Genomic DNA, 16,351 nt, shown 5'->3' on the forward strand with positions numbered 1-16,351 from the left:
GTCCATGAGCCGGGTCAACGGTGGCCCCGACGGGTACGCCCCCGGGAGACCTGAGGCCTGCGCATCGCCGATGTGACGGGCCAGCTCGCTGACGTCCCCGGTGCGGGAGTAGGCGATCGCCGGGGTGTGGCTCGGCACCACGCAGCCCGGGCCGCGGCCCTTGATCGCGTTGTCGCAGCGGACCGGGTGCGGCACGAACGTCGAGGAGAATTCCGGGGTCTGCCATTTCGGGTTGGTGAAGGTCAGGTCCACCGTGTTCTTGGCCGATCCGCTCTGTCCCGGGCCGGTCTTCGTGCCCCGGTAGTAGGTCTCCCCGGTGAATGGGAAGTTCGGGTTCAACGCCGGACTGGGCCCGAACCTGTTCGGCCCGTTAGGCGTGCACTCCGACATCTCGCCCGGTTGCGGTGACCCGCATGTCCCCAACCCGCGCACTGACGCCCCATAGCCCACACCCGTCGCGCCCGCCAGCGACAACGTCGTCTGCACACCCCACACCGGATTCCCGGCATTCGTGTACGACAATGTACGGCGGTTCACGTTCAACGTGCCTAGCGCGACCTTCGTGCGCTGCTCGAAAATCGTGATATTCACACGATCCCGTTTGCACTGCGCCGTCCGGTTCACCACCCAATCCGTGTACCCCTCGCACTCCTTCGGATGCGCCACCAGATCAAACGCATCGGGATTCAGATCATACGGCTGAGGGCGGTTCTCCGACGGCGGCGGAATAGTCACCTCGACACACGGGATACATCCTCACCTGTCGCCCGTGCGGAAATCTCATCAAAATGCTCGTGCAGATACTTACACGAACCGTCCCACGACTCGGCACCAGATCCAGTCCGGAACGTCTCCACCCCGGGCCGATAACAGTCGGCGCCGCCACCGATGAATCCGGACCCGGCGGCTCCGGCTCCACCGGCCGCGGCTCCTTCCACACCGACACGGTCACCGAATCACGAGGCTCCGCAGCAACCGCCCCGGAAACAGCACCCGAACCGACAACAAGGACCACCACACTAACGGCCGCGACACGCCATACCCTCAACAATTTCACGCCGGAAAGGTACCTGGTGATTGTGGCGGCACTTGCATCGGAGGCTCCTGCCAGCAATGCGTACGTGCTGCGACTAACTGAATACTTCCCGCCACCAACTCTAGTGACGGAGGGTGATATTTCGGGGGATGTCCCGAAACGACCCCCCAATCCTGGGCAACCCGGGGCATCCGGGGGCACCTCGGTCGTTTCTGCAGGTCAGCGCCGTTTTTCAGCTGCCCCGGGTTGTGGGGGTGTCCCGGATCGATCCGGGACACCCCACCCCACCCCACCCCACAGCCTCAAGATCGCCCCGTATGCGCTCTGACCAGCAGGAAGGAGTATCGGACACCCTCTCGCTGTCAATGTCGCGTTCCGTGACCGGCAATGGCGGTGGGGTCGAGCGTCGAGGATCGGTTCGAGATCGGTTCTTGACAGGCCGGGCGAGGCCGTGAGTTGCTGGATGAGCGAGCCCGTCGACCCGGCGGGGTTGCGGTCACCACCCCGGTTCACAAGGCCGGGGCGGCGACCTAACCGAACGACCTTTACGAGAAGGTGGTCGGCTATGGGCCATGCTGCCCTTGGCATCTGTGTGCCTCCACCAGTGGGTGGAACTTTTCTTCCGTCGTCGCCTGACGGCGATCCTGATCCCGGTCCTGACCTGGGCATTCCTGGGTACGGGTGGTGCCCGGATGGTTTGACCGAGCAGGTCATCGACCGCCTCTACGGCGACCTCCTCCACGCCCTCGACGCCCCGGGCGAGCCGTCCGATGAGGCGGACCCGGGACGTCTGCTCGTGTTCCCGCTGCGGCGTCCTGTGGCGGTTTCCGCTGGTCACTCGGTTGTCGCGGGTGGTGAGGTGGCATGAACGCCCCGCTACGCGCCGCCGCCCGGACGATCGGCTCCGCGATCGCCGACCGGGCGGTCGAGATCGCCGTCGGCGCCGCCCTGACCGGGGCGACGGTGGTCGTGACCTGGTGGTTCGCCGGGCTCCTCGGTCTGGCCGTCGGCTGGTGGGCCGCCGCTGAGGTGCGTCTGTGGCGGGCTCGGCGGGCCGTCCCGGCTTCTTCTCCGCGGGCCGAACTGGGCACCGTAGACGCCGTCTCACCGCCCGCTGAAGTAGCCGCTGGGCCGGTTTCGGCTGGTCAGCAGGTCGAGGCGAGGGCCGAGGCATGACCACCACGTCGTCCTACACGAACTCCTGGGCCGCGACCCGAGCCGCGGAGCGCCGCGAGAACCGCGACCTGGACGCCCGCCTCGCCCAAGAGGCCGCCGACGCCGCCGTCCAGCGCCGGATCGACAAGCAGAACGCCCGCGGAGAAAGGAGCATCGCAGCGCGGGATGCGGCCGAGCGGCGCCGGACCGAGGCCCGCACAGCACGTGCCGCGCGCCGCGCCAAGGCTCTGACCTTGGCATACATGCACACCGTCGAGCTGCTGATCTACCCGATCGCGCTGCTCTCCTTCGCCCTGGCTGCTCCGGTGATGGCCGCCTACGGCGCCCACCTCTACGGCCCACTCGGTGTGTTGCTGGCCGGGATCACCGAACTGGGCATGTGGGCCTTCGCCCTCGCCGTGACCGCCTCCTGCCGCCAGACCCCCGAGCGTCCCGTCCTCGGGTTGCAAGCCGGGGTGGTGCTGTTCTCCCTGGTCGCGGCCGGGATGAACCTGCTCCACGGCCTCGAACAGAGCCTCACCGCCGGCCTGGTCATGGCCGGCGTCTCGATCGCCGGCGTCACCGCCCACCAACTCACCCTCGCCGGAACACCCCGCTCACACACCCACCACCCAGGCCGGGAGCCCGACGAGGCAGCCACCAGGACAGTCGGCGGGGGAGTCGGGGCCTCCTCGATCATCGTCGAGGGTGGGAGTCGACCCCGCAGTCACTCGGAGTGCTGATGGGGGTGGGAACCGAATACGCCAGAAAGGGGCCGCGTCGGCCTGAGCCGCTGATCAGGGGCTTAGAGGTCGCGCGGATTGGTTGGTGATCATGGACGTCGTGCAGGTCGGGCGTTCCAGCGGTGTGTGGTCCAGGCCTGCCGAATCAAGCTACGGAGTGTGACGATCGTGTCGGCGAGGTCGAAGAACGCGTCGACGACGATTTCTCGTCGTTCGTAGCAGCGCTGCAGCCGGTTGAAGCTGTTGTGCCAAGCGTTGGTCCGCTCGACGTGCCAGCGGCGGGTGGCCTGGATCGGCGCTTTCTCACCCTTGTGCGCGATCTCGCCGTGCAGGCCTCGTTCGGCCAGCGTGTCGCGGGTCTTGCCGGAGTCATAGCCGGCGTCGAGGTGCACGGTGATGTCGTCGGGCAGCGGGCCGAGAGCATCGAGGCGGTCGAGGGTGGGGCCCAGTAGCGGGGAGTCGTGCCGGTTGGCTCCGGCCAGGACTCGGCCCAGCGGGATGCCGTATCCCTCGACGAGCACCGAACGTTTCATACCCTGTTTGCGCCGGTCCACCGGCGACGGACCGGCGACCTCGCCGCCGCCGGGGGCCTTGGTGATGGCGCCATCGACGGCGATGTCGTGCAGCAGCAGACCGACGATGCGGTCGTAGGCGTCCAGGACGATCCGACGCAGCTGGGCGAAGACCCCGAGCCTGATCCACTCGTCACGACGATCGCGGATGGTGGTCGCCGAGCAGGTGCTGTCAGCGATGCCCTCATACGAGCAGCCGAACCGCAGTACCTGCAGGAGCTTGTCGAACACGATCCGATCCGCGATCCGGCGGCGATGGCAGCCCAGCGGATGGGTGGGATCGAACTCGTCTCGATGAGGCAGCAGCGCGGTGAACTGGTCCCACAACGGCTCGGTCAGCCATGATGGCAGGGTGGGCACGCGGCCTCCAGACGATCACGAAGCGTAGATAACTTCATGATCGGCAGGCCCGTACCCGCCCTCGCCCCCAGACACTCGACCGCGGCCAAGCTGTGACCAATCCGCGCGACCTCTTAGAGGTCGCGCGGATTGGTTGGTGATCATGGACGTCGTGCAGGTCGGGCGTTCCAGCGGTGTGTGGTCCAGGCCTGCCGAATCAAGCTACGGAGTGTGACGATCGTGTCGGCGAGGTCGAAGAACGCGTCGACGACGATTTCTCGTCGTTCGTAGCAGCGCTGCAGCCGGTTGAAGCTGTTGTGCCAAGCGTTGGTCCGCTCGACGTGCCAGCGGCGGGTGGCCTGGATCGGCGCTTTCTCACCCTTGTGCGCGATCTCGCCGTGCAGGCCTCGTTCGGCCAGCGTGTCGCGGGTCTTGCCGGAGTCATAGCCGGCGTCGAGGTGCACGGTGATGTCGTCGGGCAGCGGGCCGAGAGCATCGAGGCGGTCGAGGGTGGGGCCCAGTAGCGGGGAGTCGTGCCGGTTGGCTCCGGCCAGGACTCGGCCCAGCGGGATGCCGTATCCCTCGACGAGCACCGAACGTTTCATACCCTGTTTGCGCCGGTCCACCGGCGACGGACCGGCGACCTCGCCGCCGCCGGGGGCCTTGGTGATGGCGCCATCGACGGCGATGTCGTGCAGCAGCAGACCGACGATGCGGTCGTAGGCGTCCAGGACGATCCGACGCAGCTGGGCGAAGACCCCGAGCCTGATCCACTCGTCACGACGATCGCGGATGGTGGTCGCCGAGCAGGTGCTGTCAGCGATGCCCTCATACGAGCAGCCGAACCGCAGTACCTGCAGGAGCTTGTCGAACACGATCCGATCCGCGATCCGGCGGCGATGGCAGCCCAGCGGATGGGTGGGATCGAACTCGTCTCGATGAGGCAGCAGCGCGGTGAACTGGTCCCACAACGGCTCGGTCAGCCATGATGGCAGGGTGGGCACGCGGCCTCCAGACGATCACGAAGCGTAGATAACTTCATGATCGGCAGGCCCGTACCCGCCCTCGCCCCCAGACACTCGACCGCGGCCAAGCTGTGACCAATCCGCGCGACCTCTTAGAGGTCGTTTCAGAACGACTTGTCGAGTTTCCATTGACCCCTCGACGACAGATCAAACGGCAGGTCAGATAGCCGCTTGTCGTCTACAACAGACACGTCGACCTCGTTCTGAAATGACCTCTTAGAGCGTCCGGCAGTAGAGGTGGCCGTCCTGGCCGTCACGTGCGGGCCGCGAACAGCACTCGCGGTTCCAGATCCAGCCGCGTGGTCGGCGCTTCCTCCGGCGGTGCGAGGTCGAGGACCAGGTCGCCCATGCGTCGGATGGTGTGCTGGATGTACGGGGTGATGGTGGCCAGGTGGGAGAACACGCACACCTCCAGGTGCCGGCGCACGAGCATCCCCGGCCGGTCCCGGTGCGCAGCACCTTTCGCCACGCCACCGTGGCGAACGCGTCGACGTCGACCGCCACGGTGACCTGCTGGCCGTCCACGGTGTGCACCATGGTCTCCGGGATCCACTCGCTGCGTCGGTCCCGGTTGACCCGGATGAACTCCACCGCGTCCAGCACGCTGCGGTCCGCCGTGGTCGAGGTCATCTCCAGCGCGTTGATGAGTGTGAACAGCACCGACCGGTGTGAGCGGTAGAAGCCCTCCAGCAGCGGCAGGTAGTTGTTGCCGTGATAGGCCGACACCGCCTCGTGCACCGCCGACAACAGCTCCACCCCGCCCGCGTCCTCCAGCGTCTTGAGCAGCAGCCGGCCCGCCCGCTCGGCGACCTCGCCGTCCGTACCCGGATCACCCGTCGCACCGCCCTGGCCGGGCTCGGGCGCGGCGGTGGCCTCACGGGCACCGGCCAGGACCTCACCGAACACCCCGATCAGCCGCTCGGACTCCGCGCGGTGCGCCTCGCGCAGCTCCTCCAGCCGCTCCCGACCCTTCTTGTGCAAGGCGGCCATGCGCTTGCAGAACATGGTCACCACCTCGTCACGGGCCTCCACCCGCTGCTGGTGCACCAGGCTGACCAGCAATGTCAGCCGTTTGGCCTCGCCGGTCTTGCGCATGTCGTCCACATTCGCCACGCGGGCCTCACCGGCGAAGTGGGCGACCTTGCCCGGCGGCACCCCCTCCAGCCACCGCTCGGTCGGGCCGATCGCGTCCAGCGCCTGCAAGTGCGCCAGCCGCTGCTTGAACTTGCCCAGCGTCGCCGCCTGCGCCGGCGTCTTGATCCGGTCGAACTTGCTGCGCCGCGTCGCCGGATCCACCACCAGCAACCGCTCCAGCCGCGCCCGCTCGACCCGGTCCGGCCGCGAGGCCACCATCGCGAAGAAACCACCGTTGATCTCCGCGCGAATCGTCGCCGCCATCGCGTCCAGCGTCGTGTAGCCGGGCAGCTCGCAGCGCTGCCGGACCAGCTCCTCCAACGCCACGTTGATCAGGTCGGCCGGGTTGTCCTTCGTCTGCACCGCGACGCGGATGGACTGCTCGGCCACCTCCCGCACCCGCGCCGCCTCGAACTTCACGCCGAGTCGGTCCCGCACGAACTGCCGATGCCGCTTCTCCGTGCGCTCCACGTCGGCCTCTGCCAGCACCGACTCCGCCAGCTCCAGCACACCGCGCACATGGTCGACCACGACGGCCGGCACGTCGGCGAGCTTGGCGAAGTAGCCGAGCCGCTGATAGCACTTCAACCGCACCACCAACGCCAGCAGATGCGACTCCGACTGCGTCTTGCCCCGTGCCCACGAGACCTCGTCCGGCGTGGGCGTGAACGCCTCGGCCAACTCCCGCACCGACACCGCACGCTTGAACCGCGGGTACGCCGTGCGATCAATCGACGCCAACCCGACATCCCAGCAAGATCACCAACCGGACCCGCACACCATAACCAGCGACCGCACCTCGCTACACGGCCCTACCCGGACCAGCGGCTACATCAAGTCGCGGCCCGTTTCTGACGTATTCGGTTCCCACCCCATCTACGGCGTCGTCGCCCCCCTCGCGCCCGCGACCGCGATCACCAGCTCGCCGCGCCGCGCGGCCCCGACCTCCGGACCGGCGCTGTCCCGGCGCCGGCTCACCGCCGGGCAGGCCGCCGCAGTCAACCGGCGCCTCCGCCGCCCCGGGACCGGCGACGATGCCCCGGCCAGAGACACTCCGGCGCCGGATTGGACCGGGGACGACTGGACACACGACACCTCCGATGAGGACCCACGATGAGTCCGAGTCCGAGTCCGAGTGTCCATCCTGAGCAGGCGCGGGCCGCAGCGGCAGCACTGCTCGGTGTTCCCGCCGACGTCTCACCTGAGCTGCTCCGGACCGCGTGGCGGACCGCCGCCCGCCACCACCACCCCGACCGGGGCGGCGACCCGGACCGCTTCATCGCCCTGTCCAGCGCCTACGAACTACTCACCACACCATCACCGCCCTGTACGACACCGCACACGACACCACCCGACCCACCCGAGGCGCGTACCGCCGACACGGTGTCCCACCGCGCCCCAGAAGGCCCCCTGATCCTGCGGACCCTCGGCCTGCTGGCCGCCGCCGGTGCCCTCACCGCCGGCGTCGCCATGATCGCCGCACCGGTCGTAGCCGCCATGACCGCGCTGGTGGCCTCGGTAGCGGTCGCCCACTACGTCTACCCCGCCCCCACCACATAGGCCACCGGCAGCGCCGACGGGGTCGTGGGCAAGTCGCCCCGACCCGGGCCCACACACATCTCCCCTTAGCTACGTACCTCCGTAGTAAGGACCGTAGACATCCACGTAGATACGTAGGACACTACGTTGGTTTAACCGGATCTACGTAGGGATCTCCTCATGCGGATTGTGGCGGTCGGCGGGCCCAAGGGCGGGGTGGGTAAGACAACCACGGCGGTCACCCTGGCCGCCGTGGCCTGCCGAGCGGGCCTCTCGGTTCTGCTCGTGGACAGCGACCGGAACCGCTCGGCCACCGACTGGGCCGAGTCCTGCGGCGACCGCCTGGGCATCGACCTCGCCGATGGTCAGGACACCGGCGACCTCGCCCGGCTGCGCGCAGCCGGCGGGTACGACCTCGCCGTGGTCGATCTTCCCGGGGCCCGGGCCGGTGGCTTCGAAACGATCCTGACCGGCAACAACGGCGCCACACCCACAGCTGACCTACTCCTCGCCCCGACCCCCGCCGAGACGATGGACCTTCGTCCCACCCTACGCGTGCTGCGCGGCGAGGTCGCCCCGCTCAGACTGGACTACCTCTGCGTGTTCACCCGCGTCCCGAGCTACGGCCTGCCCCGCGCACGTCAACAAGCCGAAGTGCTCGACGCTGCCGGGGTACGGATCGCCCGCACCGTGATCCGCACCTACACCTGCTACAACCTCGCGCTGGACAACGGGCAGACGATCCTCGACCTACCCGCCACCGGATCGGCCGAGCGAGCCCAGCAGGACTACTACGCCCTCGCCCGCGAGGTCTTCACCGCCGCCGGCCTCCACGCGAAAGTGAACCCCTGATGGCCCGTAAGCGCGACCTCTCTCAGATCGTCAACGAGACCACCCCAGACCAGCCCGGCGACCCGGTCCACATCGCGGCAGACTCGACCCACACAACCCTGCCCACAGCGCAAACGATCCACCGCGAGCAGCCACCGGCCATCCGCCGAGGTAAAGGCCGCCGCGAGGGCGACCGCCGCATGACCCTTGACCTGCCCGACACCGTGCACGCCGATCTCCACCGCTACGCCGTCGACGTCGGACTCAAACTCGGACGCAGCATCCGCCCCCAACACATCACCCGCGCCCTGGTCTACACCCTGCTCGCCGACACCGACCTCTCCCGCACCCTGGCCCAGCAGATCGACGAAGACCTCCGACACGGCACCGGCCGGTAGAACACCGTAGACATCTACTGAGACACCTACGTATGCTCCTACGGATCTACGTAGGAGCCTTCTCGCGCTGGTCACATGCCGGCCAACCCGAACATCGAGCACACCCGAGCTCGCCGAGGACCGCGACCAGAAACCCCGGTGACCGACTACCACAGCGAGGAGCACCGGCACGCCATTCCGCCCGCCCCGACTTCCTGCGAACGCTACGACCTCGGCGCCCCGCTGACACCCGCGAGCACCGCCCGTCTCGACACCCGGGCTCTTCCTCGATACCAGGCCGCACGAGTGCCGAGCAGGTTCAGTCAACGGTCGAAGATCGCGTGGCGACGCCGCGTGCGGCGCCCTTGGCGGGTTCTGACCGGTATTCGACACTCGGGCCGATTCGAGGAAGGGCCCACCGCAGCCGCTATCGCGAGGAAGGGTGCGGGCCCGGCGCCCAACACGGAATCTCGCTGATGTCCCGGATCGCCCACCGCACCTCCGGGCCCAGCAGCTCCGGGTTCCGGGCTCGGGCCCGTCGCGCCCGGTCCCGCTCCAGGAACTCCCCCGCAACATCCTGGACCTGCTTCAACACATTCGGGGCACACCAATACATGATCCCGACACACTCAAGGTCCCGGGCCCGTTCCACCACCGTCGACAACAACCCGGCCGCCATATCCGCCCCACCATTCACCGGGGCCGGCTCCAAATAACGCGACCGCGTCTTCCTCGACAACTCCACCTCCACCAACACCCGCCGCCCATCCGGCAACACCTCAACCCCATCCGGCATATGCGGCACCGGCACACCCCGAGGACGCCACCCCGTCCGATGCTGCAACTCCCGCTCCGACTCCCACCGCCCCACCTCCAAACCCACCCGCGCTAAACGCACCGCCCCCACAGCACGCACATGACCCGACACCGTCGGCCGCGGCATCCACCCCGGAACATCCCACCCCAACAACTCCCGCGCCAAAGTCCGCGACGGCCACACCCACATCGCCCCCACATCCACCCGCCCCGTACGCACCCACCCCGCACGCTTCCACCGACCCACCACCGCATGCGCCGCCTGCGCGCTCACCCCTAACGTATTCGACAACAAGTCGAGGGGCAGCCCATACTGATGCGCCAAAATCTCCAACAACACCGCATCACGCGCCGTCAACACCACCGAACCCGCATCACGACGCTTCGCACGCACCGGCTTCCCCACCTCACCCAACACCACAAACACCCCTCCCCTTCAACCAACACACACTGTCAACGACAACCCCCGCCTCCGCCGAAGCAATAGCGAGGCGGATAACCCACCTTCACCACAGATATACCCAAACCAACCCAGCCACCACCTTCGCCACAGTCTGTTGACTTTGACTTTGACCTTGCTTTTTTAAAGGCATTGAACTTCGTACTAGAACTCTGGGTCACTCCGTGACCCTGTCGGGCTGGGGGGCCGATGCCCGACACCACCCCCGCACTGCTTCGCTGATGGCCGGGGGGTAGTGTCGGGCATCGGCCCCCCAGCCCGACACACAAACTAGCAGGCCACAGGCATAATATCTCCATTTCGGCAGCAGAGAACCATCAGCATATCTTCATAATAGATTCCAGCTGCTTCAAAGGTGCTCCAGGCACCTTCTGCCGCCGGAACACGAGTACGACCAGCAAGCACAAGCCCCTCAGAGCCGAGACCAACCCCTCCATCCGAGCCAGACATCTCACTCTTATGGGCTATACCGCCATGGACTGACGTCCGTGATAGTCACGCCTTCCCCTGTCAGGCAACCGAAGCCCGGGTCAGTCGCCGAACTCAAGGACTTACATAAGGAGGTGCCGCATCCCGTGCACAAAAACGCCAACCAAATTGGCGCCACGACTCTTCTCGAAATCGACTCCCAGGCCGTCACAATATCGCCCTGCGAAGATACGGACGCTGCAACCATCAGTGAATGGTGGCAATCACAACACATCGACGGACTGTTCCTGCCATACCCGCGCCTCGCGAAAATCGGACGTACCTCCATTCAACTGGACGCAGTCACTCAGTACCTGAACTTCTGCCGAAAGACCGGCGACGCAAACCCTTACCTAGTCCGCATCGACAACCGATCATTCGGATACCTTGAAACCTACCAATCAACACACAGCCCGCTAACGCCACACCCAGCAATATCGACTACCGATCGCGGAATTCACTTCATGATCGGAGACCCACGCCACATCCAGCAAGGCTGGGGGACCCGCATCTTGACGCGTGTCGCAGACATGCTCTTCGACACCCATGCCGATATGGGTCAAATAATGGCCGAGCCCCTCGATATCAACACCCGGACGAAACAGCTCTGCACAAGAATTGGTCTCGCTGAAATCGGCCGCATCGATATCGGTCACAGAGTGTCTCGGCTCTACGTTCTCGGCAGAGGACAATAGCACCAACGCCGAGATATCAGAAAACGACCCCACCTGATCGCGACCGCCTAGCAACGAGAAACGACATCAGTACTGCAAACACCGAGACCAAGTCGAATCCCGAGCCGGGAAAGCGCGCCCATCCACGACAGAAATACGGTGACCGTTCGGGTGGGGCCGCCGCGGTTCTTCGCGAGGATCAGATCGGCCTCACCGGCGTGGGGAGTCCCGGGGTCGTATCGGAGACGCCTTATCTGATGGCGCTCGATCTACCGACGGCAGGATCGGATAAACCCGGCCCGAGCGCCGCGGCGCGCCGCCCCTGGGGCGGGGCCCGGCGTAGCATGCCGGGGGTGTCCGATAGGTCTGATCCGATGGGCCCCGATGACATCCTGGTCATCGCCGCCCAGGAGTTCACCCTCCGCGGCAAGGACCTCTACCAGGCCTCGTATGCGTTGATGAGCTACTTCTCCGGCCACTGCCGCCGCGGAACGATCGCCGACGGCTACGCCGGACCCGCACAGCTCCCACCCGCCGATGCTCCCTACGACCCCGGCGACACCGGCGGCAACATCCTCGCGGTGCGGGTCGAGGTCATCGCCGACACCCTCGACCGCGGCACCACCACCGCGATCGAGGTCATGCACCGCGGCTTCGACACCCTCGGACGGGCGCTGCCCGACCAGTACACCGCCGATGAGATTCAACTGTTGACGATCGCCATCGGCGGTGACGCACTCACCGTGTCCCACCTGGACCGCGATACCGCCTACCGCCGCGCGGGCAGCACCGAGCCGTGAACCCCCATCGACGGGCGTAGTCGTTTCGTGGCTGCCGGACGGCTGTTCGGTGCCGGTCTCATGAACACCCCGATTGTCACCCGTTCGGGTAGTAGCGTGCGGTGTGTCCGAAAGATTTCGCACGTGAAGGAGAGACGCTCGTGGTGAAAAAGACCGGACTCCTCACCGCCACCACTCTGGCTGGGCTGTTGCTGGCCGCCCCGGCCGCGTTCGCCGACACCGATGATCACCGCGGCAAGCCCGGCGGGGGCTCTGGTGGTTCTGGTGGGTCGGGGGATGTGGTGCAGGTCAACGAGATCGACCAGAACCGGGAATCGGCGCAGTCCGGGCTGGTCAACGTCGGCGACGTCAACGCCCTCAACAACGCCAATGTGCTGTCGTGCAGCCTCAACAACGCTGATATCGCCGCCGGGGTCCTCGGCGCCGCGAGCAACGGGACTGACGCACCCAGCAGCTCCGAGTGCTCACCCGGATCGATCGCCCAGAACAACACCAACAACTGACTCTCGACGCCCCTGCAGGGGCGCGCACCGCACCAGGCCGGCGCAGCGATCACGGTGACGACGGTGGCGGCCTGACCAGGCCCGGTGTCGCTTTCCCATAGCAGCCGGCACACGCCGCCCGCAGGGCGGCGGGACACTTCCGGCGAGGGCCGGGGACGACCCGCTCCAAGAGTGAGCCTTTGCCAACCTGGTCAGGTGTTGGCGATCATGAGGGTCTGAACTGCGGGCCCGGTTCGAGCTCAGCAACTCCCCGACCACCGCGTCCACCGCCTCCCGGATCTCCGCCGGCGGGGCGAGTCGATCGAGAACCATCCTGATCCGCCGCGCCAAGGTCGTCCGATCGGCTGGATGGATGAGCGCTGTCGGTGTCGGTTGCAGCTGTGGGTCCACCCGGTACCACGCCCACGGCCCCGCGTACGTCTGACCGCCGGGATTCTTTTTCTTCTTCTCGTAGCCCAGCGTAGAACGTGCACGGTCCAGATCTGCTTCATCGGTCTGCCGCTCTCGTGCTGGTCGGCTCGGTCGGCGTGTGCTGATGGGGAGTTCGGAGAGGGGGGTGCCGAGCGCGACGGCGTAGGGGCGTTCCTCGATTCACCGATCCGGCCTCCGCCGCCCAGCCGGGCTGGCCCGCCCCACGGGACGGCCGGGGCAACCACGGCACGGAACCCGGCTCCATCGGTGGTCTGGCCGATGACGCCGAGCGCGGCGTTCACGCGAGCGGTCTGCGCGCTCCGGGTGTCCGCGGTGAGCAGCGCTGACAGCGCTCACGCCCTGGCCGGGCCCAGCCTCGCCACACCCGATGTCGTTCCAGGAACGACGCGATACTGCGCCCTGACGTGAGTTGGTGGCACGGACACGAATAGATCGTGAACTGCGCCGCACCCTCACTACGCCATCATCAATTTAGCGTAAATATCGCTCGGGGCAGTATTTTTGATGTTGCTCTACTGCTCTACTCATTGAGCGAGATCGGGCTCTTTAATTCCGCCCAGACATCGAGTTGACCGGAGTGAAAGTCGAGTGACGAGCGCAGTAAACGACGTCGCCAGTTTTTATGATCGTTGGACTGATTTCATCACTGCAGCATGCGGTGACAACATTCATCTCGGCTACTGGGGCGCCTCGGGTGCCACGCTGCCGGCCGCGACAGCAGCTATGACGGATCTCGTGATCGATGCGCTCAGAGTGACGCCTGGTGATCATGTGTTAGATGCGGGCTGCGGGACGGGGCGCGCCGCGCTGGATCTTGCCAGGAGCGCCGACGTGACCATCGATGGAGTATCTACTAGTTTTCGTCATCTCAGCACGGCGAATACTCTAGCGGAAGATGCTGGGGTAGCGGATCGAGTACGTTTCTGTTACGCGGACGCCCTCGACCTTCCGTATTCTGATTGCTCTTTCGATGCGGCATGGGCGCTGGAATCCATGTCTCACGTCGGCAATAAATCTGCTTTTGTGCGTGACGTTGTGCGCGTCTTGCGACCGGGCGGGCGTTTCGTGATTGCAGACATAGCACTGAATTCTTCTCCGCAAAATTCAGCCCAAAGACAGTCCATCGCTAACTTTCAGGCCGCATTTCGGATCCCTTCTCTCGAACTCGTGGACTACTACTATGCGATCCCGCACTCCGCAGGACTTCAGATACGCAGCGTTGTGGACATAGGAGATCAGGTGCGGCCGAGCTATTCAGCGATCGCTGCAGCACTGAAGGCTGCACATCACCGATTTTCCGATATCGTGGGGGTTCGCGAGTTATATAACCATCTGCAGTCGATCACGGCCTTCGCACCACTTTCAGCGTATGTGCTGGCAGTGGCTGAGCGGCCGCACCGGTAACGGTGCATGGGTGATTATCACACCCTTCTGGGCATCTTTATTTTGGGGGAATACCTCATGTGTTCGCATTCTACTTTTTCAACTCCGAGGTTCCTCGATACCCAACCATACGGAGGGGGCAGTCGATGGCGGTGGACGACGACATGACGTGTATCCAGCCCGAAGCATTCCCAGTCACATCTGAGCATACCCACTCGCCGGCGGCGATAACTGAAATAGCTAAGCGCTGGACATTCGACGCGGCGCATCATCTACCTGACCATCAGGGAAAATGTCGTCGGCTGCACGGTCACACCTACAGTGTGGAAGTGACGGTACAGGGGGCGGTGCAGCCGATTCGGCACCGGTCGGATGACGGGATGGTCATCGATTTCGGTGAACTGTCCACGATATGGAAGACCGAGGTCGAGCCTCTTCTTGACCACCAGGATCTGAACGACACCGTAGGCAGCCGGGGTTGCTGGCCGACCACGGCGGAGAATCTCGCTCACTGGATCGGTGAAACCTTCACGACACATGGTGTGGCCGTCGCGGCCGTCTCGGTATGGGAAACTCCGACATCACGTGCTACAGCACACTGGAACCCACTGTGACCTCCGACGTGACCTCCGCTGTAGCACCTGTGGTCCAGCGGCGATATCCGGTGGTCGAATTATTCGGGCCGACGATTCAAGGGGAAGGTCCTGAAGTCGGTCGACCCTGCCTGTTCGTCCGTTTCGGCGGATGTGATTACCGATGCACATGGTGTGACTCCCTGCACGCCGTCGATCCTGCCATCGTTCATCGCGAGGCACGCCGTTTAAGTGACGACGATATCGTCTCCGAACTGCTGGAGAGAGCTCCCGCCGCGACCGGGCAGTTGGTCATACTTTCCGGCGGAAACCCGGCCATGCACACTCTGGACACCTTGGTGCAACGGCTGCATGACATCGACATGCAGGTCAGCATCGAAACGCAAGGATCGCTCTGGAAGCCCTGGCTCGGCGCCGTCGACAACTTGATTGTCAGCCCCAAACCGCCGTCGAGTGGGATGGACACGGACAAGAACCGGGAGCGGACGGCTCACTTCATGTCTGCGGTCGTGACACTCGCACGGCCTCCACGCACGACACTCAAAGTCGTGTGTTTCGACGAGGAGGACGTCGAGTTCGCTTTCAGTTTTCGTGACAGACATCGAACTGGGCACGGAGCTCCGTACCCCCTCTATTTGTCATCGGGAACGGATGCTGATCCGTCCGTCTCTATCGAGACCATCACTCAGCAGTTTCGGTGGCTCTGCGAGCATGTCGCAGACGATCCGCGCGCTCAAGACTGCACGATTCTACCGCAGTTACACGTCATCGCATGGGGCCAGGAAAAAGGACGCTGAGAAAGATACTGGAAAAGGGGCTCTAAATCAGTGATGCCAGAAGCTGGATCATCAAACCGGCTCAGAACCCGAGGAATCAGCGAAGAGACACCGCCTCCGCGTGAATCGTGTTTCCGGTGGGTTCTCGCCGGGATTCCCGGTGAGGACTACCAGCGCGAAGGGCTGGTTGCTACACCTCGGCGCGCCGCCGAAGCACTCGCCGAGTTCACGACCGGCTATGCCGCAGATATCGATGCCCTGTTCACCACATTCGATTCCGACGGCTACGACGGAATCGTGACCGTCCGTGACATACCGGTGTATTCGCTGTGCGAGCACCACCTCTTGCCGTTCGTCGGTCGTGCACACATCGCCTACATCCCGGACAAACGCATCATCGGACTGTCGAAGATAGCCCGGATCGTCAACGTGTTCGCGCGACGCCTGCAAGTCCAGGAACGCCTCACGGGCGAGATAGCTGACGCCATCGAAAAATATCTGGCTCCGGCTGGACTGTCGGTCGCAGTAGAAGCGGAACATCTATGCATGACTGTGCGAGGAGTCCACGCCCAGGGAACGATGACCAGAACCCACGTTAGCCGAGGGTCGATCCGTGACTACCACGTGGAACTCTGCGGTCCGGCACAGGGTGGTCCCGCACGGGGAGCCGAGCACATCCGATGACACGGTCAGCG

Annotated in this window: 18 protein-coding genes; 13 read left to right on the forward strand and 5 right to left on the reverse strand. The window is 65.2% G+C overall.

The window, feature by feature from the left end:
* A partial coding sequence (locus tag KPF47_RS35870; RefSeq protein ID WP_224392911.1) for a hypothetical protein occupies positions 1-735 on the reverse strand: 735 nt, incomplete at its 3' end.
* A gap of 998 nt (positions 736-1,733) precedes the next feature.
* Here KPF47_RS35870 and KPF47_RS35875 point away from each other — a divergent pair.
* Genes KPF47_RS35875 through KPF47_RS35885 form a run of 3 tightly spaced genes read left to right on the forward strand, consistent with a single transcriptional unit; the run spans position 1,734 to position 2,934 of the window.
* A complete protein-coding gene (locus KPF47_RS35875) occupies positions 1,734-1,904 on the forward strand; it encodes a hypothetical protein (RefSeq protein WP_224389040.1) in 171 nt (56 codons plus the stop codon).
* Complete coding sequence (locus KPF47_RS35880) at positions 1,901-2,212, forward strand: hypothetical protein (protein ID WP_224389039.1); 312 nt, start codon at positions 1,901-1,903, stop codon at positions 2,210-2,212. The genes KPF47_RS35875 and KPF47_RS35880 overlap by 4 nt, the downstream gene beginning before the upstream one ends.
* The gene (locus tag KPF47_RS35885) at positions 2,209-2,934 is read left to right on the forward strand and encodes a hypothetical protein (RefSeq protein WP_224389038.1); all 726 of its coding nucleotides are present in this window, start codon (positions 2,209-2,211) and stop codon (positions 2,932-2,934) included. Before KPF47_RS35880 ends, KPF47_RS35885 begins: the two co-directional genes overlap by 4 nt.
* Before the next feature lie 89 nt (positions 2,935-3,023).
* Here KPF47_RS35885 and KPF47_RS35890 read toward each other — a convergent pair whose 3' ends face one another.
* The 4 genes from KPF47_RS35890 to KPF47_RS35905 form a co-directional block, all read right to left on the reverse strand.
* Complete coding sequence (locus KPF47_RS35890; protein WP_224386276.1) at positions 3,024-3,866, reverse strand: IS5 family transposase; 843 nt, start codon at positions 3,864-3,866, stop codon at positions 3,024-3,026.
* Between the two features lie 140 nt (positions 3,867-4,006).
* Positions 4,007-4,849: an IS5 family transposase gene (locus KPF47_RS35895; RefSeq protein ID WP_224386276.1), complete on the reverse strand. Its 843-nt coding sequence runs from the start codon at positions 4,847-4,849 to the stop codon at positions 4,007-4,009.
* Between the two features lie 125 nt (positions 4,850-4,974).
* A complete protein-coding gene (locus KPF47_RS35900) occupies positions 4,975-5,127 on the reverse strand; it encodes a hypothetical protein (protein ID WP_224389037.1) in 153 nt (50 codons plus the stop codon).
* On the reverse strand, positions 5,087-6,745 hold the full coding sequence (locus KPF47_RS35905) for a DUF4158 domain-containing protein (RefSeq protein WP_224389036.1): 1,659 nt from the start codon (positions 6,743-6,745) through the stop codon (positions 5,087-5,089). Before KPF47_RS35905 ends, KPF47_RS35900 begins: the two co-directional genes overlap by 41 nt.
* A 372-nt stretch (positions 6,746-7,117) precedes the next feature.
* Between KPF47_RS35905 and KPF47_RS35910 the strand changes: the two genes are divergently transcribed.
* The 10 genes from KPF47_RS35910 to folE all read left to right on the forward strand — a co-directional run bounded on the left by KPF47_RS35910 (position 7,118) and on the right by folE (position 16,340).
* A complete protein-coding gene (locus KPF47_RS35910; RefSeq protein ID WP_224389035.1) occupies positions 7,118-7,564 on the forward strand; it encodes a J domain-containing protein in 447 nt (148 codons plus the stop codon).
* A 159-nt stretch (positions 7,565-7,723) separates the two neighbouring features.
* Positions 7,724-8,395, forward strand: a complete 672-nt coding sequence (locus KPF47_RS35915) for a ParA family protein (RefSeq protein ID WP_224389034.1) — start codon at positions 7,724-7,726, stop codon at positions 8,393-8,395.
* Positions 8,395-8,772, forward strand: a complete 378-nt coding sequence (locus tag KPF47_RS35920) for a hypothetical protein (RefSeq protein WP_224389033.1) — start codon at positions 8,395-8,397, stop codon at positions 8,770-8,772. The genes KPF47_RS35915 and KPF47_RS35920 overlap by 1 nt, the downstream gene beginning before the upstream one ends.
* Positions 8,773-10,602: 1,830 nt before the next feature.
* Positions 10,603-11,190 carry a GNAT family N-acetyltransferase gene (locus tag KPF47_RS41255; RefSeq protein ID WP_224389047.1) on the forward strand — a complete coding sequence of 196 codons (588 nt, stop codon included), beginning with the start codon at positions 10,603-10,605 and terminating at the stop codon, positions 11,188-11,190.
* A gap of 353 nt (positions 11,191-11,543) precedes the next feature.
* The gene (locus KPF47_RS35930; protein ID WP_224388614.1) at positions 11,544-11,969 is read left to right on the forward strand and encodes a hypothetical protein; all 426 of its coding nucleotides are present in this window, start codon (positions 11,544-11,546) and stop codon (positions 11,967-11,969) included.
* A gap of 143 nt (positions 11,970-12,112) precedes the next feature.
* A complete protein-coding gene (locus tag KPF47_RS35935; protein WP_224388616.1) occupies positions 12,113-12,472 on the forward strand; it encodes a hypothetical protein in 360 nt (119 codons plus the stop codon).
* A 1,020-nt stretch (positions 12,473-13,492) separates the two neighbouring features.
* Complete coding sequence (locus KPF47_RS35940) at positions 13,493-14,308, forward strand: cyclopropane-fatty-acyl-phospholipid synthase family protein (protein ID WP_224388618.1); 816 nt, start codon at positions 13,493-13,495, stop codon at positions 14,306-14,308.
* A 125-nt stretch (positions 14,309-14,433) separates the two neighbouring features.
* The gene (queD, locus tag KPF47_RS35945; protein WP_224392822.1) at positions 14,434-14,901 is read left to right on the forward strand and encodes a 6-carboxytetrahydropterin synthase QueD; all 468 of its coding nucleotides are present in this window, start codon (positions 14,434-14,436) and stop codon (positions 14,899-14,901) included.
* Positions 14,898-15,677, forward strand: coding sequence for a 7-carboxy-7-deazaguanine synthase QueE (queE, locus tag KPF47_RS35950; protein ID WP_224392821.1), 780 nt, complete (start codon positions 14,898-14,900; stop codon positions 15,675-15,677). The genes queD and queE overlap by 4 nt, the downstream gene beginning before the upstream one ends.
* Positions 15,678-15,710: 33 nt before the next feature.
* Complete coding sequence (gene folE, locus KPF47_RS35955; protein WP_224392820.1) at positions 15,711-16,340, forward strand: GTP cyclohydrolase I FolE; 630 nt, start codon at positions 15,711-15,713, stop codon at positions 16,338-16,340.
* Positions 16,341-16,351: the final 11 nt, after the last annotated feature.

The organism is Pseudonocardia sp. ICBG1293 (genome assembly GCF_020131355.1).
GTDB lineage: Bacteria > Actinomycetota > Actinomycetes > Mycobacteriales > Pseudonocardiaceae > Pseudonocardia.